We start from the raw sequence: 20995 nt of genomic DNA on the forward strand, positions 1-20995 counted from the left end.
CTGGCGGTCAGGTGGTTACCCACCTGCCGTCGTCGTAGCGCAGCGTCTGGTCGCCATCCACTCGGTGCAGCCAGAGCCATCGATTCTCCACCAGAGCCCGGACATCCGCATTACCCCGGATCACCGCTTCAATGCGTTCCGCCGGAGCATCGATCACCACCGCAAGGCGCATCGGTTCGTGGCGCCAGTGCTCACCGTCGAACACCGACTGCAGCGGGAGCCCGATCTTGAGATCGACTCCATTCCCTTCGATCACGCCCAGGTTACCGCCAACGACCGAGTGCAGCAATTTGTTGCCGGCACCGAAGATATCCGGCCTTGCAACGGAACCGAAATACTGCAGGTTGATCCAGTTTGCCACCACCATAGGCGCAGACATCAGCAGAGTCAGAACCTCTCCGGATGGGTCCTGCGCCGGATCATAGTCGTGCAGGAAGCACCGTCCTCCGAGATCCAGTGAGCGAGTAAGCGAGCGCGGGCCGATCACCATCCCGGCATTATTCGCCAGCCCCCACTCCGGCCGCACTTCCGCCCAGTTGCGAGTCCGGCGTTTGAGTTCGGCAAGCAGGTCGTCATCGTTCTTGCCATTAAGCCCGAGACTGGTGGCTCTCTCTCTGCGACAGGCGCGACCAGCAGCCTCAAGCTTCTCAACCAGCGTATTAAATACCCGCTGATGGCTGTCGGGCACCTGGTCCCGCCCGTAAATGGTTACCCGGTCTGTGATCGTGCAATGCTCAGCCGCCAGAGCAATGGTGCTCTCAGGCATAATGATGCCGCGTTCTGCCAGGCCCGCCCTAACCTGCCGGTCATTCAGCAATTCGGCAGCCACTCTGGCATTCACCCCTCCGTTTTTGCCGCCACAGGCCCCGCAGGCCAGGCCGGCTTCATTGGGGTTGTTGTCCGTATGAGCGCCATGGCCTACCAGCAACAATACGCTCGCGAAACCCTTGGTCAGAGACATCGCCCTTAGAAGACCCTCTGCCAGATTCACCCGCTCCGGGTCTGACAACGGATAACCGTCCACGCAATGATGGAGCCTGCCAGGTTCCACTGCTTCTGTTTTGGCAGAGTTCCTGTTCAGACTGTCGCGAACCAGTTTCCAGGCCCAGGCAAGGCCAGTGGTTTCCACTAAAGTGAATGTGGAAAGACTGGAGTACTTGGCCCGGCGTATGGACTCCCGGACCTGTTCACGACTGTCCAGCTTCCGGTCCAGCTCCCGGTCTTCTGACGGGCTACCGAGGGTCTCCGAGTACCGATACGCCGGCGCCAGCAGTCCTGGCAACCGGGCTTCATCATCGGTTGGGCCATGCCTGTGGTGAACAATGGGCATGCCGAAAAAGCCCGCCACGCCAAGCGTTCTGATTTCAGGGTATACCTTCTCCAGCTGTCGACGAATGACTTCGGACCTTACGTCTATGCAGAAGGCGGCCTGCACTTCCGCCACAGGATCCGGTTCCGCCAGCGAGCTCCGCTCACTGGAGCGGATATCGTCAAGGAAACGGGACTGCCAGGCCAGCTCATAGGCCCGATGCCATATCCAGAGTGCCTGTTCATTAGCGGAGGCCGGCGCCAGATCGAACGCATTGACGTAACGATTCTGCCAGCTCTCACGCTCTGCCTCAGTCATATTGATCAGCGCATGGGCCTCATGAATGAGCCAGATGGTCGCCAATTGCGCGCAGAAGTGTTCGGTACCGCTTTCATGAGGATCGCCCAGTGCTGCTCGCCAGTCCACACCTCTGCACCAGGATGCCCAGCCCAGCAACTGTCCGAGCAAATGGTGGATCACCAGGGGCAGTTGGCGGCTGCTGTAAGGCAGCTCACGAGCTACCGTTGTAGCGGCTTCCTGCCAGTCAGGCTTCAGCAACATTTCCATGCTGGCTTTCCGGGCCAGTGAGCGTCCGGACTGACTAAGCCAGAACTGATACAGATCCTGTTTTGTACCAGAAACCCGCCAGCGATTCTGGCGCAGGTCGAAGTAGCGCGCACAGGCGCGTCCGATCTCTTCCCGGACCTCCTCGAGGGACGGTTCCTGTTGACCACGGCGGGTGTAACCAAGAGCCGACACAAACCCGGGCTGATTTGATGCCGCCCCGGAAAGCTGGGCCAGGAGCGCCTGGCTATCATCTTTCAAGCCCGCTTCGCGGGCAGCTTCCTCAAGATGCGGAAGCTGAATACGGCCGCCATCCCAGGCTTTCCGGTAGAAAGCCGGAGGCATCAACAACCCTGCTCCGAACAGACTGTCCAGTTCTCGGGAAACCTTCTCGACAGGTCCAGTCCTGCTGCCCCACCAGGGGTTAACTGCGATCCAGCGATTTAACGGCCAGATGGGCGCAATTCGTTCGCAGGCTTCATTAACAAGCTCCGGAATGACCTGTTCACAGGAAGCAGAATACGTAACAGGTGCGTTCATGATCTTTCTCCAGTCAGAGCCCCGTGCCGCAATCGGATGTCGGCCGGTTTACCGTGGGCATTAAGCCAGGTTTGTGCCCAGCGGCGGGTAAGCTTTTCGAAAGGCTTGTCGAGATAGAGTCCTTGGCTGAAGTGCCAGTGGAGCTTCTGCGCCACCACGCCCTGCGGGCGGGCGAATAGCACCAGCGACAACATAAACAGCACGGCCAGAATTACCCAGGCGAACCACTCAGCACCAACCGGCAAGGCTGTGTGCGCGGTCTGAGGCAAAGCGGTGCTCAGCAGCCAGTTAAGCACCCCGTACAGGGGGACCAGGGTAACGGCCAGCAGCAACACGACGACACGGGCGCCTTTTTGGCTTGCTCCCGGTGTACCCAGAACGGCAGCGCCAACCGCGAACACCAGCAAGGCCGCCAGTACCGGCTTGTGGGCCACCAGTTGTGGGGCCTGCCACAGCAGGGCGGCGGCCAGACCAGAGGCCAGCAGTGCGAGACCGGCTTGCGACTTGCTGATTTGCTCTGAAAACGCAATCCTGGAGACTTTGACGGTACGGCCAACGGCCAGGAACGAGTGCGCCTTGTACAGGGAGTGAGCCAGCAGGTGCAGTAGTGCCAGCGTGTAGGCGCCCAGCGCAATCTCGAACAGCATGAAGCCCATCTGGGCATTGGTGGACCAGACCAGGCCATGTTTCGCTGAATTCTGGGTCATCATGGTGAACACGGCGACGATGGCGGTTGCCCCGCCAACAACCAGCAGGATCATGTGCCCTGCCGTGAAGCCTTCAAACACCGGGAACAGACGCAGCCAAAGGAAACCGCCCAGGTTGACTACGCCCGCATGCAAAAGTGCTGACACAGGGGTGGGAGCTTCCATCACCCGGATCAGCCAACCGTGGAACGGGAGCTGGGCACATTTAAGCGCAGCAGCCACCGCCAGCAAAACAGAAGCGATGGTCAGCGACTGGGATTCACGGCCCAGGTGTTCGCCCAAAGCATAGATTTCAGGGATGCGGAAGCTGCCGTAGTGATTCCAGATTAACAGTACGGCTGCCAGAATGGCGGCATCGCCAAGCCGGCTGGCAATAAATTTCTGAGCTGCCGCGAGGCGAGCCTGTGGCCGTTCCGCGTACAGCGTCAGCAGCTGGTGCAATGAGAGGCTTACCCCCACCCAGGCACCAGCCAGCACCAGCAAGTGATCGGTAAACACCAGCACCAGTACACTGACTACTGTAGTGAGGAACCAGGGCAAAAACGAATTATAAGCCGGGTCGCCACGCAGGTAGTCCCGGGTATAGCGAAGAATGACCCAGGCAATGAAGCAGACCATCAGCGCCATCCATACCGCCAATCCGTCCGGGAACAGTCCCAGTCGAATGCCGAGCTCCGGCAGACCGGTATCAAACACCAGCCGGTCAAACAAAAGGACTGCACCAATCGTGGCAGTTGCCAGCAGCAACAGCCTGAAACCGCTTTCCGCCAGGCGCCAGCAATGAGCCAGTTTGAGAGGGTTTTTCGTCCAGTTGGCGAATCCAGCCAGCGCCAGCAGGGCAACAGGCAGGGCCAGCCAGGCCATCAACAGCACGAGCGAAGCAGTCGTGGTAAGTGTTGTCATGTTGGGCTCCTTCAGTTTCACGCCTACTTTGCCGTTAATGCACTCATACATAAAATGGTTTATAAAGATTAAATCGTTCACTTTTAAAGAACAGACAAGAGACCACCATGCGTCTGAACTACCATCACCTTTACTATTTCTGGACTGTGGCTCGAACCGGACACCTCACCCGGGCAGCCGAATCACTGTATATCTCTCAGTCCGCATTGTCCGGCCAGATACGAAAGCTGGAGGAAAGCCTTGGCTACGATCTTTTTGTCCGGGAGGGACGTCGACTTCGACTATCGGAGGCCGGTCGGGTCGCCTTTACCTACGCTGAAGAGATTTTCCGCCAGGGGGAGGAACTGGAGGCGCTGTTTCGTACCGGGCGTCAGGCCAACCGGGAAACTCTGAAAGTCGGTGCGGTCGCAACCCTCTCCAGAAACTTTCAGGAAGGCTTCCTGCGGCCCCTGCTGGGACGAAAAGATCTGGAGCTCAAGCTGCAAAGCGGGAGCCTTGACGACCTTCTTCGCCGTTTATCAGCGCACCGACTCGATCTCATTCTGTCGAATCAGCCAGTACAAGGTGACGAAGAAACGCCCTGGCGCTCACGCCGTATAGCACGCCAGTCGGTCAGCGTAATCGGCCCACCGGGCAGCCAGGATGCCCCCGGGTTTCCCGATATTCTGCGCGACCGCCCCCTGATTCTGCCCGGGCCTGACAACAACATCCGGCAGGCCTTCGATCAGCTCTGTGATCACCACCACATTCACCCTGTAATCATCGCTGAAGTTGACGACATGGCCATGATGCGTTTGCTGACCCGGGACAGCGGCCACTACGCCATACTGCCGCCGGTGGTGGTCCGGGATGAGTTGAGAAACGGCGAGTTGAAAGACTACGGCGCCCTGCCCGGCGTATTCGAGGAGTTTTACGCCATTCGTATCCGGCGCCAGTTTGAGTCGCCGGTATTGCGGGAGTTGATGGCTCAGAAAGCCGAGGAGTTACTGACCTTTTCGGACAATCAATCTGGTTGATTCGGCCTATGTATTACACAAACAGGCCGTTATAGTCGTTGGTGTACAACAATAACAAGGATTATCCATGGCCCACGCTCGCACCCGAAAACCCTCTGTTCTCATTATCGGTACCGGATTCGGCGGAATCGGTATGGCCATCAAACTCAGACAGGCAGGATTTACGGACCTGACTCTGCTGGAAAAGGCCGGCGGTGTGGGCGGAACCTGGCGTGACAACACCTACCCCGGCGCAGCCTGCGATGTTCAGTCCCACCTCTACTCCTACTCGTTCGAGCCCAAACACGACTGGAGCCGGAAATTCGGAGCTCAGCCTGAAATCCTCGAATACATGGAAGCCTGTGTTCGTAAATACCAACTGGAGCCTCACATCCAGTTCAATCAGGCGGTAACGTCCGCAACATTTGACGATCACAGCAACCAGTGGCGCGTGGTGACCGAAACCGGCGACACATTCAGCGCCGACGTGTTAATCACCGCCACTGGCCAGTTGAACCGGCCAGCCATGCCGAACATTCCGGGGCTCGAGACCTTCCGGGGCGCCTGCTTTCATTCCGCCCGATGGCAGCACCACACCGAGCTTCGCAACAAGCGCGTTGCGGTAATAGGAACCGGCGCCAGCGCGATTCAGTTTGTGCCGGAAATTACGCCACTGGTCGGGCAACTGGACCTTTACCAGCGTTCAGCCGCCTGGGTATTGCCCAAGCCGGACCGGCCGTTTCACCAGTTTGAGCAAACACTGTTTAAAAAGCTGCCACTGTGGGACCGCCTCTACCGGGGCCTCATTTACTGGAAGAACGAATCCCGGGCTCTGGCATTTACCCGTTTCTCGTGGATTCTGGATCTGTTCGCCCATCAGGCCCGAAAAGAAGCCCGCCGCTGGGTAACAGACCCGGATAAACTCCACCATTTGATTCCCGATTACCGCATTGGCTGCAAGCGAATCCTGATCTCCAACGACTGGTACCGAGCGGTCAATCAGCCCCACGTCAACCTGCTCACAGACGGCATCGCCCGAATAGATGAGACCGGGATTGTGTCTGAAACAGGCGAGCACCGGCCTGCCGACATCATCATCTTCGGTACTGGCTTCCGGGCCAGCGAGTTTCTCTCGCCCATCCACCTTGCCGGCCGTGAGGGTCTGACGCTGAATGACGCATGGACCAACGGCAGCAAAGCCTTCAAAGGCATCTCGGTCAGTGGATTCCCCAATCTCTTCATGCTCTATGGCCCGAATACCAACCTGGCGCACAATTCGATTCTGTTCATGCTCGAATCTCAGTACCGGTACGTGTTAAGTGCCCTGGACGCCCTCTCCCGCTATCCCGGCGCGGCCATGGATGTGCGGGAGGATCGCCAGAGCCGATACTGCCAGGTGGTCCAGCGCGGTCTGGAAGGCAGTGTATGGGACGCTGGCTGCAGCTCCTGGTACCTGGACGAGCATGGGCGAAACACCGTGAACTGGCCCGGCTTCACCTTCAGTTACCGGTTTGCGACCCGGTCAGTGGATACCGCGGACTACCAGTTTCTTGACCCGGTGAACGCCTGAGCCCGGCAGCGCGGAACCGCCCCGCCGAGGTATCTCATGAGTTTTAAGCAAGGGTTGAATCGGGCGCTCAAACATAGGATGATTGGGTCACCATATAGAGGGATGATCCATTATGCTGACACCAATCCGCAAAGGTTCGCTGGTCGAAACCGCCATTGACAGTCTCCGGAAAACGATTGAGAGCGGGGAATGGCCGGTAGGTACTCGCTTACCCGTCGAGGCAGAGCTCTCCGAGGCTTTAGGGATCAGTCGCAACACGATCCGCGAAGCCGTAAGGGTTCTGGTGCACGTTGGCATGCTGGAAACCCGACAGGGAGACGGGACCTACGTGCGCGCAAACAGGGACGCCGGAGAAACACTTCGAAGAATTGCCCGAAGCCGACTGGCAGAACAGATTGAGGTCCGGATTACGCTGGAGACGGAAGCGGCACGCCTGGCAGCGAGGCGCCGCAACGAAGCGGACCTTAAAGCCATGACCGAGGCCCTGGATGCGCGAGCGGCGGCCGGAGAGGTCATTGCGGAACGTATACGGCACGACGAGCGGTTTCATCACTCGTTGGTGCGAGCATCTCACAATTCTGCCCTGATTGAGCTCTACGACTATTTCTCTCACGCGGTTAGCCAGACCATCGAGCGAACCGAAATGGATTCAGACCTCCCGGAACCCAGCCAGGAAGCCCACGAACTGCTGTTGGCAGCCATTCGCCGGAAAGATGCCGATAAAGCGGAGGCACTGTCGAGGGCGCTCCTGACACCAAGCCTCAATGCCCTCAGTGGTAAGGAGTAAGCTGTGAAATTCCGGATAGACACCTTTACCCTGCTGTTACTTGGCGCCATAGTTCTCGCCTCGTTCCTGCCGGTAACGGGACAGGCGGCAGAAGCGCTCGGCACCGCAGGCACCATCGCGGTGGCCTTACTGTTTTTCTTTCATGGCGCAGCTCTGTCCAGACAGCAGATCATCGACGGTGCCACCCATTGGCGGCTGCACATCCTGATTACCGCCCTCACCTTCGTGTTTTTCCCCCTTGCCGTACTGCCGGTCAATGAGCTGAACACTATTGCGCCCGAGTGGATGCCCAAAGACCTGGGGCTGGGTTTTCTGTATCTGGGCGTACTTCCATCCGCTGTATCTTCTTCGATTGCCTACACCGCCATGGCCCGGGGCAACGTACCGGCTGCTATCTGCAGTGCGGCCGCATCCAATGTATTCGGCATGATGCTGACACCGTTTCTGTTGCTGCTCCTGGTATCCACCTCGGGCGCCGGAGAGTTCTCGGTTGCCGAGGCACTGAAAGACATCGTGCTTCAGCTACTGCTGCCATTTGCGGTTGGCCATGCCCTGCGCCCCTGGCTCGGCGGCTACCTGTCACGCAATGAGTCACTGATGGCCCGCTATGACCAGTGTGTGATCTGGATCATCGTATACTCCGCCTTCTCTCACTCCGTGGTTAGCGGGTTGTGGCAGAACCTTCCGGTACAGGCCATCGTCCTGGCGATCCTGATCTGCTTCGGCTTGTTGGGGCTGTTTATGCTGATCGCTCGATTGATGGTGCGAAAGCTGGGGTTCAGTCTGGAGGATGAAGCCGCGGTGGTGTTCTGCGGCTCCAAGAAGAGCCTGGCGTCCGGCTTGCCGATGGCCAAAGTGCTGTTCTCTGGCCACCCCGGGTTTGGCATGATCGTATTGCCGATTATGTGCTACAACCAGATCCAGGTGATTGTCGGGGCCATTCTCGCCCAGAAGTATCGGGAGAAAATTGAGCAGGCGAATTCAGCCACCGCCCATGCCTCCGAAAATAGTCGCCAGAATCGCTAAACCAACAATCCAGCCAATAACCGCCGGCCAGAAATTCACCATTTGTGGAGGCTGGTCGGCGGAATCGCTTTCGCCCTGCCCCATGCCGCGGCCGGAGACCATATCCGATTCCGGGTAAGTGCGTGGATCCGGTTCCTCAACAACATCTTTCAGGCTGAACCACTCGAACCAGTCCCCCAGAAAGCGCGCGACCGGCGCAGGAAGCGCGCCATTTTCTGCCAGCGGGCGAACCTGGGACTCCAGCTGATGACCAATCTCCCGGCGAACAGGCATCCGATCTGCCGGGGGTTCACACAGGATTGCTTTCCAGATAGCAACGTCCTGCTGGCGGTAATTATCGTTCATCAACGCCTTGATCTGGATAATCACTTCCCGAGTAACCTGGGCTTCTTCGGACGTCAGCGCCCGGGAATCAGCGTCGTCATAGCGGAGTTGTCCGGAATCCTTGTCGGCCAGGCCAGATGACGGGGCTCCGTCCGGCGCATTGGCAGTAAATTGGGGCTCGGCGCCACCGGTTGCTTCGCGGTAGGCCTGCTCCAGTGCCCGGGCCTCGTCGCCGGAGGCAAACTTCAACTGACGCTCGTAGGCCTGGCGTATCTGATCCTGATCGCCGGTCGGCTCGATTCCGAGAAGATCCCAACAGTTCATACAACAGCAACTCCGATGATGGAAAATCTGTATTCTTTATGGAGACAAATCGGGCTCTCTCACTTAGGATTAGTTAAGAACCATAACAATATTTTCATCTCGGCAAATTATAGAACGACACACATGGCCATTACGAATTACCTGTTTGCAAAGCAACGCTCTCTTCATCGCTTGCACGGACGCTTGTGGTTGTCGGTTTCCCTCTCTGCGGCCCTGATTGGGGTGGCAATACCCGGCACCGCCCAGACCCTGGAATTCAGTTTTGATGATGACATACCCGGGCTCAATGGCACCATTCCCGAGGTATTGACCACCACCCGGCTACGTCAGCCTAAAACCCGTGTACCCGGCAGCACCACGGTGATTGACGGCGATCTTATTCGGGATCTGGGCATACGGAACCTTTACGAAGTATTCCGTCTGGTGCCCGGCATGGTGGTGAATTTTGTCGGCAGTCATCAGCCGGTGACTACCTACCACGGCACAGTCCACTACGAACAGCGCAGAATGCAGGTTCTGGTGGACGGCCGGACGGCCCACCGGGCAACCCTGTCCGACATGGACTGGGAAATCATGCCCGTGCCTCTGGAGTTGATTGAGCGCATAGAGGTGGCCCGCGGGCCAAACTCAGCGGCCTATGGCATCAACGCCTTTCTTGGCACCATCAATATCATTACCCGGGACCCTGCGGACAGCGCCAACCTTGAGACCACAGTGACCAGTGGGTCCCGGGGCTACCTTCGCACGTTTGCTTCCACCGGCAATGCGGATTCGAGTTACGACTGGCGCCTGAGTTTCGAGAAACGCAAGTTCGACGGATTTGATTATCAGGTCGACGACGATGAACGCTTTCCATTTAATGATGGCCACGATATCAATTCATTTATCTACGATTCGCGTCTGACATTTTCACCACAGACCAATCTGGAGCTCCACGCCGGTGTGGTCGATGGCACCAAATACCAGGACAAGGACAAGAGCGGCGAACTGAACCCCCTGGAACATCCGGACATCGACGTACGGGACTACTACCTGCAAAGCAAGCTCAACCACAGCTTTTCCAGCCAGCACTTCGTCCACCTGCAAGCCAGTGTTGAGAACTTTAACCGGCAACAGGAATATGCCATCAGCTTTCCGGACAGCACAGTCGAGTGCCTGCGCACCAATACCCCACTGTACGAGTACACTTACACGGCCGACGGGCGAGAACGGCGCTGTTTCATATCCCAGGGCGGTCCAGGCGCTTTTGCCGAAGTAGATGCAGATTCCGAAGACACCCGGATCGAACTGGAAGCCCAGGATACGTTTATTGTCAGCGACAGCCTGAAACTGGTTTCCGGCGCGGGTTTCCGCAAGGATATCTTCCGCTCAGAAACCTACTTCAACGGGCGAGGAAACAATTACCAGTCCCGCCTGTTCGGCAATGTGGAATACAGCCCCTGGCAGTGGGTTACTTTTAATGCCGGAGGAAACTGGGAACGAACCAGCACCACAGGCGACAGCTATTTCTCTCCCCGGGCAGCCGCAAACTTCGTGGTAAACAATAACCATGCCCTGAGGTTTGTGTTCTCCCAGGCTGTCAGAACGCCTGATGGATTTGAACAAAGCCCTGACTGGGGATACACCCTACGTAATGTCAGACCGGCAATCTATTCTGACCTTGAAGGTCGCCGCGTCACCATTGAGGACGCCGCCCAGGAAACAGGTATCCTCACACTGGGTAACGATCTTGAGGAGGAGACCATTACCTCGCACGAAATCAGCTACTTCGGGCAGTTTCCTCTGGATCAAGCGCTGTTCTCGCTGGAAGTCAGAGGCTTTCGCGATGAGCTCAGAGACATGATCAGTGGCGTTATCCAGCTCAAGGAATGGACGCTGGAGAACAACGTGGCCGTTGACCAGAAGGGTTTTGAGATAGAGGCCAGCCTCGATTTCCCCGGCACCCTGCTTCGAGCAAGCTACGGCTATCTTGATCAGGAGACCTGGTATACCGGCGCGCCGATTCTGGAATCTGACGGCACGGTAAACGAAAACGAGCAGCGCTACATGACCGAACTGCTGGAGCGGATGTCTGTCCGGCACTCGGGCAGCCTGGCGGTTATTCAGGATCTTCCCGCAGGCTTTAAGTGGTCTGGTGCATTTTACTGGGCCGACGAATTCAACACCCGGTTTGAGCGCTTTGATACCCGGTTGGTGAAACAGATATTCCAGCCCCGTTATACGGCTGAAATCGCGCTATCCATGCAACATTACCTGAACCGGGAACCTGAGCTAAGCTCAGACAACAACATCAAAGATCACAACCAGTTTTTTGTCGAAGCCGGTATTCGCTTCTGACAGTGTGCAGGGCGGGAAACTAAACAGTCAATGGAATGGACCAGCTGTCTGACGATGCTCAACTCTAACCGTAGCGGTGCAACAGGCCGTGCATCCATTTTTGCCAGATTGACCTTTACGCTGGTCTATTCTGTGGCTTTGTTGCTCGTTAATCCGGCCTTCTCTCTGGCCCAGGAAACGGACACAAAGTTCGCCTATATTGCGGGTTCCGGAAATGCTGCGCTGGATGATCATGTTACCAGCCTTTTGACAGAACAGCTGGGCGACCAGGTAGCACTGGAGCCATTGATTGAAAGTCAGATCGCCATCCTGAAAGATGAACCGGTTATCGCGATCGGCCCTGCCGCATTTTCACGGGTGCGTCAGGCCAACAGGGATTTGCCAGTACTGGCCTTGCTGGTTGAGAGGGATTTCATCGAGGGTTATGCCACGCGTTCTGCCGGCCAGGTATCTGCCGTGTATTACGACGCACCTTTGTTACGACAGGCGCTCATTGGCAAGGTCATCCTTCCACAGGCAACCCGTGTGGCCTTACTTGCCACGACCGAAAGCGTGGAGTTCTATGAACCCCTGATTGATCAACTGGCGCCCTATGGTCTGGAAGCCAAGGTGTTTATTGCCGATACCGAAGATCAGCTCATTCCGAGCCTGATTCGAGCCCTCAGCTTCGGCGATTTTCTGCTTGCAGGGCCGGATGATGCCATTTACAACCCTCGAAATATCAAGCACATTCTGCTGACCGCCTACCGCAGAAACAAGATCCTGATCGGCCCGAGTCAGGCCTATGTCAAGGCCGGCGCCCTTGCCTCCAGCTATGCGCCATTCATTGAGATGGCTGAGCTTGCAGCCGGCCACCTGATGGCATATTTCGACTCCGGCTCCTTCCCGGCGCCAACCTATCCTGAGGAATATCGGGTGGAAGTGAACCAGCAGGTTGCGCGGTCCCTGAATATCCCACTTCCCAAACGGGAGTGGATCGCCCAGGCGGTACAGAACATGATTAACGAGAATAGCCAGGAGGCAGACCAATGAGCGCGACAGTCAGCACTCCCGGTATGTCCTTGTCACGCCGCCTGTTGTTACTCGGCGCCCTGCCCGCGGTTGTGATTTTCGTGGCGCTGATGGCCTTCTTTACCTCCGCCCGACTTGATGATGCCCGCCGCGACCTGGCCCAAAGCAGTCAAATGCTCGCAGACAGCCTCGCCCCGGCGCTGGAGTATGCCGTGGTCTCGGGTAACTCGACCGCTCTGGAGCAGGTGCTCGGACAGTCCCTGAGGCGCAGCAAAGCAGACTGGATTCGCGTGACTGACGTGGTTGGTGAGGAACTGGGGTTTGTCAGTCGCGGTATTGAATCTTCAGACACGATATCCGGGGCCTTCGACATCTATAAGGCCGAGATCCTGCAGGAGCCGCTTGAGATCGGTACTGGTGGCGCCGATGACTGGTTTACCGGAAGCTGGAGCTTCAATTCCGGATCGCTTCGGGTTGGTATGGTGGAGGTCGGGGTGAACCCCGACGTTCTGGAAAGCCGCAAACAGGATATTCTGTGGAGTTCCCTGACCGTCGGCTTTGCCCTGCTGTTGTTCAGCCTGCTGCTGGCAAACCATTTCCTCAACAACATTCTTCAACCCATGCGACAGCTATCCAGTCGCGTTGACAAGCTGATTGTGGGTGATTACACCACGCAACCGGTTTCCAGCAAGGGCAGTGCGCGGGAAATTGCAGAGATACAACAACAGTTGAACGAGCTCGCAGTGCACCTTGAACAGCTACGGTCGGCCCGGGACCAGACCCTGGCGATCTCTGAAAGTGCCCGGGAAAAAGCAGAACACGCAAGCCAGGCCAAGTCCGAGTTCCTGGCTACCATGAGCCACGAACTTCGCACGCCCCTGAATGGCGTGCTCGGTATGGTGGACCTGATTCATGAAGAGCCGCTGACCAAGCGCCAGAGCGACTACCTCACCACGGCCCGACAATCCACCGAAGACCTGTTGACCGTGATCTCCGATATCCTGGATTACGCCAGAATGGACAATGGCAACCTGGTACTGGACCAGCAGGCCTTTGATCTTCAGAGCCTGTTTACCAATTGCGTTGCCTCGTACCGTCACGCCGCAGAAAAGCAGGGCCTGAGTCTGGATCTCCAGTTCCTCGGTGAATGGCCAAGATACCCTACCGTGATTGGCGATGCACCGCGAGTGAGACAGATCCTGGCAGGGCTAATCGACAACTCACTGAAATTCACCAGCGAGGGTTTTATCGGCATCCGGGTGAACTGGCTTGAGCTGGAGAATCATTGCGTGCTCGTTCAATGTTCGGTCAAGGATTCCGGCTCCGGCATTCCGGCGGAGCGCCTGCAAAGTGTCTTTAACAGCTTTGAGCAGCTGGACACCGGCGATAACCGGGCTCACGGTGGCACAGGGCTTGGGCTGTCGCTGGTCCAGCGCCTGGTCGAATTGATGGGCGGGCATGTGCAGGTGGAGTCCGATATCGGCCAGGGTTCCTCATTCCGGTTCGAGCTTCCTTTCGAGCTAGCCTATCAGAATCCTCCAACCGATGAGCCACGGGAACAGGTCACCGGTACCGCCCGGGCCCTGGTGGTCGAGGATAATCTGGTGAATCAGAAAGTAACGGAAGCGCTGTTGCGGAAGTTCGGGTTCCAGACCGAATGCGTGACCAATGGCACCGATGCTGTTAGAAGGATCAAAAATGACCACGAAGGTTATGATGTCATTCTGATGGACTGCCAGATGCCAGTGATGGATGGCTATGATGCCACCCGCATGATCCGCGACTGGGAACAGGGAAATGGTCAGAGCGGCGTACCGATTATCGCACTGACCGCAGATGTGTCTGAGGATACTGAGAAAGCCTGCAAAGAAGCAGGTATGAACGACTATCTGACCAAGCCCGTGCGCAGGGATACGTTGCGGGAGGTACTCTCTCGCTGGATTCGCGTGTAACAACGAGCGCCGGAGTTGGCAGGCTTTGCACTCCGGCGCTACCCACCCTGTCAGGCCACCGGCTCTCGCATGGTGACAAACTCTTCAGCGGATGTCGGGTGAATGCCCATCGTAGCGTCAAACTGGGCCTTGGTGGCACCGGCTTTAATAGCCACCGCCAGTCCCTGGATGATTTCACCGGCATCCGGCCCAACCATATGGGCGCCCAGTACCTTGTCTGAACTATCATCCACAATCAGCTTCATCAGACAGCGCTCATCACGGCCACTCAGGGTGTACTTCATGGGGCGAAACTCGGAACGGTAAATCCGCAGCGAATGCCCCGCGTCCCGCGCTTCTTTCTCGGTTAACCCGACCGTTCCGATATTAGGCTGACAGAAGACAGCGGTCGGTATGGCGCTGTAGTCCATATCACCCTGGCCATCACCAAACAGCCGCCGGGACAACACCATGGCCTGCGCCAGCGCAACCGGCGTTAGTTGCGGCGTTCCGATGACATCACCGAGGGCGGAGATGGACGGTACCGCCGTCTGGAAATGATCGTTCACCTCAACATGACCCGAAGCATTGAGTTCCACTCCCAGATCGGTGAGCCCGAGTCCGTCTACGAGCGCGCGGCGACCTGTTGCAGCCATAACCAGCCCGGTCTCCATGCTGCTGCCATCGCTCAGATTCACCTGGTAGTGAGCATTCAACTGCTCGACAGATTCAATCGTGACATTGAACCGGAGATCCACGCCTTTCTTGCGCATCTCCTGTTCCGTGAACTTGCGGATATCCTCGTCAAACCCTCGCAGGAACAGCTCGCCCCGGTACAGCAGCGTGGTCTCCACACCAAGCCCCGCCAGAATGCCGGCGAACTCGACGGCAATGTAACCACCGCCCCAGACCACGGCGTGGCGCGGTAACTGTGGCAGGTAAAACATCTCATTGGAGGTGAGCAGAAATTCCTTGCCGGGAATATCCGGAACCACTGGCCAGCTGCCAGTGGCAACCGTGATGTGCGCTGCCGAATAAGCTTTATCACCAACGATCACCGTGAGAGGGTCGCGGAGACTGGCCGTACCCTCAATGATGGTGACGCCGGCATTCTCGAGCAATCGGCCATAAATGCCATTCAAGCGCTCTATCTCGGCATTCTTGTTGGCGACCAGCGTTGGCCAGTCAAACGAGACATCGTCTGTTGGCACAGACCAGCCATATCCATGTGCATCTTCGAGCTCTTCCCTGACGTGCGCTCCATAGACAAAGAGTTTTTTCGGAACACAACCCACGTTAACGCAGGTTCCTCCCAGATAACGGGATTCAACCACCGCCACCCGCGCACCGCGCTGGGCCGACATGCGGGCGAGCCGGACACCGCCGGAACCGGCCCCGATAACGATCAGATCAAAATCATGGCTCTCAGACACTGTTTCTCCTGTTTACTTCAAGATTGCTGCTGCCGGGGCTCACTCGACTGATCTTCGTCTGCGAGCACTTCCCGGAACAACACGTGGTCTTCAAAATCACCAAGCCGGATCTTGCCCAGGCTTCGGAACCCCTCGGATTCATAAAACGGCAGGTAACGGCTGTTCCCGGTATCGAGCACCAATCCACTGCCCCGGGGGTTTTCCTCACACAGGCGCTCCACTGCCTGCAGCAACATCCGACCATACCCCTTGTGCTGGTATTTTGGGTTGACTCCCATCAACGGCAACTGATGCGCCTGCCTCTGCGGCAAAAGGTCGCGAATCCTGCGATGATACTCCAGATACCGGCGCGTAGATGAAAAGCCCGCCGTCAGAACCATACGCACCCGCCAGCCAAGCTGGTCTGCCAGATTCAGCCTGAGTTCCGGCTCACCTACAAACGCAACCGCGACCAGTGTTTCGTCCACCATCACACCGATGGCATCCTGATTCAGCTCCAGATAAAGGTCGATCAATTCCCGGATGGTCGCCCTCACCCTCTGGCTGTAACCGGGTTTCCGGTGATCGAACAGGTACTGGAATGTCGGCTCCTCCCGATAGGCATGAAAAAGCACCGACTGGGCCTCGTTTCGTGCCGTCTCGTCCAGGCGAACCAGAACAGCTTCAGCATTATTGTTGTTGTCTGCCATCGTGTTGCTCCCTCGCTAGTGTGGGGTCACGCTTGCCGGTCAGATCGCCAGCGTAAGCCTCACGGATACCTGCCCGGGCCCATTGCCCCGATCAAGTGCGGCCTGGTCAATCACCACGCCATGATTGCTGTGCAAACGCTCAAGCCAGGCTGCCACATCAGCGTAGGCGGCGTTTTCAAGCCAGACCCGGATGGCACCCTCTCCGCTGGGCTCGAAGCGTTGCAAAGAAAGCCCCGCCTCTCCGGCTGAACGAGTCACCAGGGCCATCAATGCCCGCCCGTCTTCCGGCTTGTCAGCCCCTGCCGCAGTTGTCGCTGCGCCACCAGCCGAGCCCAGGCGCTGAATGGTCGTCTCGTTGGCCCGCATCCAGGCCAGGAGTTCTGCGGCATTCTCACGACTCGAGGCAGCCCGGTCATGAAACTGAGTCACCGGCTGCCAGATCAGCAGATAAATCAATGCCAGCAACAGGGCTATACCCAGAGCAGTCAATGCCTGACGGTCGCGGGTGGGTAACTGATCATAGCGAGCAATCAGTTTGCCCACGGCCGGTTGATCCTTGATGCGTGACCACATGGGCTTATCCTCCTGAGACCGTGAGGCGGCCTCGGGCGCCGCTGGATTCGTTGACCACGGAACCGATCTGGGCCTGCAGCCCTTCGCTGGCCAGTCCGTTACGCAGACGGCTTAACCGATCATAACTGTCGGCCCGGATATCCACCACGAGTTCGCCCCGGCTCCGGCTGTAGTTGATCGAGTTAAAGGTAACAGCTCCGGGATTCTGCAGCCGGCCGTACTGATCGCCGGTGTATTTCATCAGGGTGATAAAATCGACGTCAGGGCCCTGGGAGCCAGCAACCCGTAACTGGCCTTCGATAACACGTCGTACGTTTCCGGCATGGGTTCGGCGGTCCGAGGGAAAGGCATTCCGGTAAACCGCCATGGCCTGGCTTTCAAGCTGCTCCGCTTGCTGCTGCTGGTAGATTCCCATACCGATCTCCAGCCCCATCTGGATCACGAACCAGAGTGATGCCACGGCGATAAGCGGCTTCCAGGGTTTCAGGGGGCTGCTGCCCTCCGCCTTGAACGCGAACGCCCCCTGGCACAGATTAATGGGCTGGCTCAGGTGATGGTGGTACGACCAGGCCAGGAACTCAGTTACCGAAAATTCCAACGGCTTCTTTTCGATACGAAGAAGCCCGGTGGTTCCCGAAAGCTCACTCACCAGGGCCTGGCTCGCGTCCAGATCTGCCTCGGTGCCATATAGCTGCACCGGAATTTCGGCCACCACTTCGTCAGACGAAGGCGCAGCAAGTGTCACTGCAAGCAGCGGAAGATTATCTGCCTGCATGCGCAGCCACTCTCCCCGCTGGCTCTGCAGAAGTGCCGACTCTGCATCCAGGCAGATGACCCATCCGGATTCCGCCGCTGGCAACAGTGAAGCGTCTGGATAGACGGCCTCCAGACGGGCGTGGTACCAGCCAGAAAACAGTTGGCGCCAGCGAGCCATCTGCTCGCGATCGATGGCAGCAACCCGGTAGCCCTCAGGCGTGTGCGGCCCCAGCGCGAGATGCACCGAGTCAATGTCCTGGGCTATCTGCTCCTCAACGGCATACGGCAGGGCCTGCTGAATAAAACGGGTCTGTTTCGCCGGTATATCCGCCAGACAGAAAACCGCCTCGTCACCGGGAATCAGCCCGATCAGCAGCACTTTCTCCAGCGCATTCTGTGCCAGCGTTTGCTCGATATGCTCCCGTGTATCAGCCGTGCCTCTGGCCTGAGCATCGCCACTGGCATCCTGGAGCACCCAGCTGAACAGCTGGGCATCGGGGCTCTGGTCCGGGTCCGCATACGGAGGCACCGGCCGGACAAAAAGGCGGTAAGACATGGTTATCCTTCTGAGAAAGTGTAAGGTTCCTTGGTAATGCGATTCTTCTGCCCGGTATCCCTGTGAACCGTCCGGACTTCGCCCTCCGGGTTTCTATACACGGTGCTGACCATATTGACGACACGATTATCGTAGGTAATCCGTGAAACAACTTCAAAAAAACGGGTCTGAAGCGTTAACCCGTTGGCTTTCAGGCCCATCCCCGAGAACTCCGGCAGTGCCAGGAAATCCTGAAGGTTTTCGAATCGTTCTTCTTCGCGCTTGGCAATAATCGATTCCGCCTGAGCCTCATTCATATCCTCGTGCAGACTCATCAGAACCTGCGCCGTCGCAGTATTCACGTTAATGCCGACGCCAGAGACTGGCAGTGCCACCAGATGAGGCCGCAGCGCAGCGTAGATTTCCTCGGTCATGCCCTCAATCAGACGCAACTCGGTAATGGAAACAAAGGGCTGGTTGCCAGTGCGATACGGAGGGTCTGCCATCAGATACTGGCCGTCTTCGGCACCATAAGCACTGATGGCCTGGTCGTCGGCGTCCATCCAGTCAATGAGCGGGTCTACGGTGAGGCCGGTGATACCCAGAGCACGAAATAACCGGGTGAGCCGGTCTTTGGTGATGGGGTCCACTTCTCCGCTCGCGGTAACCAGATTATTCAGGTTGATTCTTCCTCCAAGATCATCGATCTGGACCTCGGCAACACCACTGTCGTCCAGAGGCAGAATGGCAGCGTGCTTGGCCCAGAACTCATCCTGACTGTCGACCATCACACTGTTTTCCTTATCCTCTTCGTAGTCCCGAACCAGAATACGCTTGGCAAATTCCTCGGCACCCAGAGCAATACTCTGGCCTTGTTGCTGGGCCAGGTAATGGCCAGCCTTGAACACCCGCAGGCTTTGCTGGCGGGTCATGCCCGATGCCATCAATACCACCAGAGCCATCGCCAACAGCACCATGATCAGGGCGACGCCCTGCTGCCTGCTCCCGGCAAACTTAATCATTGCCGGTCACCCCGCCCGCGGCCTGGCCAGATCCGTCTTCAGCCGCGTCATCTTCCGACTCGGCCTGAGTCTCCTGTTGCTGATTGATCACCGCCTGAGCCTGCGACGGTTCAAAATCCGGCAAACTGAACATGCGGACCAACTCACCAAAGCGTTCATGTTCCAGTGTAATCTCAATCCCGCGAGGCAAAGAGATGTCGGGTCGGGTTCCCGGCGTCATCTGCGCCAGAGCATTATCTTCCGGCCATTGCTCCTGCCAGTTACCGTTCTCATCCAGAAACCGGATTTCAAACTCCAGAACCTCGTCCAGCATCAGAATGTCCAGGCTTTCGTCTTCCTGCCCCTGATCCACCACAGGCCAATACCGACGGCGCAGTTCAGTTCCGGTATATTCCCAGCCGACGCGCTGCAGACCGCTACGCCGGAGACCAAGCGGATTGCGCCAGCCCTGGCGGGTCAGCATCAACGCAAACGAATCATCCCTTGAGGTTAAGGACGGTGAATAATCACCATAAACATCCCGGGCGGGCCGGTTGATGATCTGGGTGATGTCACGTTCCAGCAGCAACATGGTTTTCTGCAAGCCGTCGAACGCCTGGGCAACCTCATCCACCCGGTCCCGGGAGTTCATTACACTGCTCACCACCTGCCAAACACCCAGCCCGATCACGGCCGTGATAGTGACGGCAATCAGTACCTCCATCAGCGTAAAACCGGACTCCCCGGCTAACCTGACCTGGCGCGCGGGCATGCTCATCAGGTTTCTCCCAGGAAGGCAGCCAGGGTATGGACGGCAAACGGTTCCGATTGCGCCCCGGAGTATTTGGCTACGGTTACCTCAATCCGCCGCATCGTGGGCTCTGCCGTAGCCTCAACAACGGTGGTGACCCGCCAGCGGAAATTTCCGAAGTCGGTATCTTCCGAATTTTCCGAAATCCCCGGCAGCTCATCCTGAAGCCGTAGTTCGTTAATCCGGTTTTCCGCCACCCAGCCTGCCAGCGTCTTGTCACGTATGCGCTCGAAACTGGTGATGTAATTCCCGCCCACTTCGGCGGCGGCCGTTGCAATCAGACCGAACACAAGCAATGCGACGAGGACTTCAATCAGGGTGAAACCACGCTGAGGCCGACTCATGACTCATCCCCGGAACCAGGTTTGCGCCATTCCAACGGCGAGACGCCATCTGAAGCAACCACGTGCATCAGGTCAGTGTCCCGGCCCAGGGTGAATTCGATTTCAAACGGTGTGGTTTCACCACTGGAGAAGAACACCACGTCTGGCCTGAGCCGATCCTCGGCCGAGGCCAGTCGCGGAGCGTCACTTTCGATATACTGGGTAACGGTCAACCATTCCGGGAGGGTTCGCTTGTGGAATATGCGCTCACCTGAGGATTTCCACTCGCCTGTCTTATCCTGAAACGCCACGAACCGATAGCCGTCTTCTTCCAGCAGCAAACCCATTTCCAGGTTATTGAGAACCGCCTGTTCCTGTGCCGTTTGCATCAGGAGGTAGAGCTCCCGAACCTGGCTTTCCAGCTCGCGCTGCTGGGAGCTGCCGGCCATATTGAACACCGCCAGTGCCGCCAGCAGTCCGACGATGATCAGGACAACCAGAATCTCGATCAGCGTAAAGCCGTTTTGGTCAGCCCTGCGGCCCACA

Annotated in this window: 18 protein-coding genes; 7 read left to right on the plus strand and 11 right to left on the minus strand. The window is 57.6% G+C overall.

Annotated elements, in window-relative coordinates; all coding sequences use genetic code 11:
* Window positions 1-7: 7 nt before the first annotated feature.
* Window positions 8-2413, minus strand: a complete 2406-nt coding sequence (locus tag Q669_RS11675) for a YbcC family protein (protein ID WP_022992384.1) — start codon at window positions 2411-2413, stop codon at window positions 8-10.
* A complete protein-coding gene (locus Q669_RS11680; RefSeq protein WP_022992385.1) occupies window positions 2410-4023 on the minus strand; it encodes an NADH-quinone oxidoreductase subunit L in 1614 nt (537 codons plus the stop codon). The genes Q669_RS11675 and Q669_RS11680 overlap by 4 nt, the downstream gene beginning before the upstream one ends.
* 107 nt (window positions 4024-4130) lie before the next feature.
* On the opposite strand from Q669_RS11680, the gene Q669_RS11685 reads away from it, so the two are divergent.
* From Q669_RS11685 to Q669_RS11700, 4 genes are all read left to right on the plus strand, one after another.
* A complete protein-coding gene (locus Q669_RS11685; protein WP_022992386.1) occupies window positions 4131-5039 on the plus strand; it encodes a LysR family transcriptional regulator in 909 nt (302 codons plus the stop codon).
* Between the two features lie 67 nt (window positions 5040-5106).
* A complete protein-coding gene (locus Q669_RS11690; RefSeq protein ID WP_022992387.1) occupies window positions 5107-6588 on the plus strand; it encodes a flavin-containing monooxygenase in 1482 nt (493 codons plus the stop codon).
* Window positions 6589-6700: 112 nt separating this feature from the next.
* Window positions 6701-7375, plus strand: coding sequence for a FadR/GntR family transcriptional regulator (locus Q669_RS11695; protein WP_022992388.1), 675 nt, complete (start codon window positions 6701-6703; stop codon window positions 7373-7375).
* A gap of 3 nt (window positions 7376-7378) precedes the next feature.
* Window positions 7379-8401: a bile acid:sodium symporter family protein gene (locus Q669_RS11700; RefSeq protein WP_022992389.1), complete on the plus strand. Its 1023-nt coding sequence runs from the start codon at window positions 7379-7381 to the stop codon at window positions 8399-8401.
* Here the strand turns inward: Q669_RS11700 and Q669_RS11705 are convergent.
* Entirely contained in the window at window positions 8357-9049 is a 693-nt protein-coding gene (locus Q669_RS11705) for a J domain-containing protein (protein ID WP_022992390.1), read from the minus strand. The genes Q669_RS11700 and Q669_RS11705 overlap by 45 nt on opposite strands.
* Window positions 9050-9172: 123 nt before the next feature.
* Here Q669_RS11705 and Q669_RS11710 point away from each other — a divergent pair, with 123 nt between their 5' ends.
* From Q669_RS11710 to Q669_RS11720, 3 genes are read left to right on the plus strand one after another with little or no spacing between them, the layout of a single operon-like run.
* Complete coding sequence (locus tag Q669_RS11710) at window positions 9173-11386, plus strand: TonB-dependent receptor plug domain-containing protein (protein ID WP_022992391.1); 2214 nt, start codon at window positions 9173-9175, stop codon at window positions 11384-11386.
* Between the two features lie 30 nt (window positions 11387-11416).
* Window positions 11417-12418: an ABC transporter substrate-binding protein gene (locus Q669_RS11715; protein ID WP_022992392.1), complete on the plus strand. Its 1002-nt coding sequence runs from the start codon at window positions 11417-11419 to the stop codon at window positions 12416-12418.
* A complete protein-coding gene (locus Q669_RS11720) occupies window positions 12415-14349 on the plus strand; it encodes an ATP-binding protein (protein ID WP_022992393.1) in 1935 nt (644 codons plus the stop codon). Before Q669_RS11715 ends, Q669_RS11720 begins: the two co-directional genes overlap by 4 nt.
* A gap of 50 nt (window positions 14350-14399) precedes the next feature.
* Here Q669_RS11720 and gorA read toward each other — a convergent pair whose 3' ends face one another.
* The 8 genes from gorA to gspH are packed head-to-tail and all read right to left on the minus strand — an operon-like array spanning window position 14400 to window position 20994.
* Window positions 14400-15761, minus strand: a complete 1362-nt coding sequence (gene gorA, locus Q669_RS11725) for a glutathione-disulfide reductase (protein WP_022992394.1) — start codon at window positions 15759-15761, stop codon at window positions 14400-14402.
* 17 nt (window positions 15762-15778) lie between these two features.
* A complete protein-coding gene (locus tag Q669_RS11730; protein WP_022992395.1) occupies window positions 15779-16450 on the minus strand; it encodes a GNAT family N-acetyltransferase in 672 nt (223 codons plus the stop codon).
* Window positions 16451-16489: 39 nt separating this feature from the next.
* The gene (gene gspM, locus Q669_RS11735) at window positions 16490-17023 is read right to left on the minus strand and encodes a type II secretion system protein GspM (RefSeq protein ID WP_011784849.1); all 534 of its coding nucleotides are present in this window, start codon (window positions 17021-17023) and stop codon (window positions 16490-16492) included.
* Between the two features lie 4 nt (window positions 17024-17027).
* Complete coding sequence (gspL, locus tag Q669_RS11740) at window positions 17028-18335, minus strand: type II secretion system protein GspL (RefSeq protein WP_014421643.1); 1308 nt, start codon at window positions 18333-18335, stop codon at window positions 17028-17030.
* A gap of 2 nt (window positions 18336-18337) precedes the next feature.
* The gene (gene gspK, locus Q669_RS11745; RefSeq protein WP_022992396.1) at window positions 18338-19336 is read right to left on the minus strand and encodes a type II secretion system minor pseudopilin GspK; all 999 of its coding nucleotides are present in this window, start codon (window positions 19334-19336) and stop codon (window positions 18338-18340) included.
* On the minus strand, window positions 19329-20093 hold the full coding sequence (gene gspJ, locus Q669_RS11750; RefSeq protein WP_022992397.1) for a type II secretion system minor pseudopilin GspJ: 765 nt from the start codon (window positions 20091-20093) through the stop codon (window positions 19329-19331). Before gspJ ends, gspK begins: the two co-directional genes overlap by 8 nt.
* Window positions 20093-20470, minus strand: coding sequence for a type II secretion system minor pseudopilin GspI (gene gspI / locus Q669_RS11755; RefSeq protein WP_011784845.1), 378 nt, complete (start codon window positions 20468-20470; stop codon window positions 20093-20095). The genes gspJ and gspI overlap by 1 nt, the downstream gene beginning before the upstream one ends.
* Window positions 20467-20994 carry a type II secretion system minor pseudopilin GspH gene (gene gspH / locus Q669_RS11760; protein WP_014421646.1) on the minus strand — a complete coding sequence of 176 codons (528 nt, stop codon included), beginning with the start codon at window positions 20992-20994 and terminating at the stop codon, window positions 20467-20469. The genes gspI and gspH overlap by 4 nt, the downstream gene beginning before the upstream one ends.
* Window position 20995: the final 1 nt, after the last annotated feature.

The sequence above is a fragment of the Marinobacter sp. C1S70 genome (assembly GCF_000475355.1).
In the GTDB taxonomy this organism is placed as follows: Bacteria; Pseudomonadota; Gammaproteobacteria; order Pseudomonadales; family Oleiphilaceae; genus Marinobacter; species Marinobacter nauticus.

Bases quoted from the DNA above. Each gene is read 5' to 3' on its own strand.
- Q669_RS11675 (WP_022992384.1), bottom strand. From the start codon at position 2,413: ATGAACGCACCTGTTACGTATTCTGCTTCCTGTGAACAGGTCATTCCG.
- Q669_RS11680 (WP_022992385.1), bottom strand. From the start codon at position 4,023: ATGACAACACTTACCACGACTGCTTCGCTCGTGCTGTTGATGGCCTGG.
- Q669_RS11685 (WP_022992386.1), top strand. From the start codon at position 4,131: ATGCGTCTGAACTACCATCACCTTTACTATTTCTGGACTGTGGCTCGA.
- Q669_RS11690 (WP_022992387.1), top strand. From the start codon at position 5,107: ATGGCCCACGCTCGCACCCGAAAACCCTCTGTTCTCATTATCGGTACC.
- Q669_RS11695 (WP_022992388.1), top strand. From the start codon at position 6,701: ATGCTGACACCAATCCGCAAAGGTTCGCTGGTCGAAACCGCCATTGAC.
- Q669_RS11705 (WP_022992390.1), bottom strand. From the start codon at position 9,049: ATGAACTGTTGGGATCTTCTCGGAATCGAGCCGACCGGCGATCAGGAT.
- Q669_RS11710 (WP_022992391.1), top strand. From the start codon at position 9,173: ATGGCCATTACGAATTACCTGTTTGCAAAGCAACGCTCTCTTCATCGC.
- Q669_RS11715 (WP_022992392.1), top strand. From the start codon at position 11,417: ATGGAATGGACCAGCTGTCTGACGATGCTCAACTCTAACCGTAGCGGT.
- Q669_RS11720 (WP_022992393.1), top strand. From the start codon at position 12,415: ATGAGCGCGACAGTCAGCACTCCCGGTATGTCCTTGTCACGCCGCCTG.
- Q669_RS11730 (WP_022992395.1), bottom strand. From the start codon at position 16,450: ATGGCAGACAACAACAATAATGCTGAAGCTGTTCTGGTTCGCCTGGAC.
- gspM (WP_011784849.1), bottom strand. From the start codon at position 17,023: ATGTGGTCACGCATCAAGGATCAACCGGCCGTGGGCAAACTGATTGCT.
- gspL (WP_014421643.1), bottom strand. From the start codon at position 18,335: ATGTCTTACCGCCTTTTTGTCCGGCCGGTGCCTCCGTATGCGGACCCG.
- gspK (WP_022992396.1), bottom strand. From the start codon at position 19,336: ATGATTAAGTTTGCCGGGAGCAGGCAGCAGGGCGTCGCCCTGATCATG.
- gspJ (WP_022992397.1), bottom strand. From the start codon at position 20,093: ATGAGCATGCCCGCGCGCCAGGTCAGGTTAGCCGGGGAGTCCGGTTTT.
- gspI (WP_011784845.1), bottom strand. From the start codon at position 20,470: ATGAGTCGGCCTCAGCGTGGTTTCACCCTGATTGAAGTCCTCGTCGCA.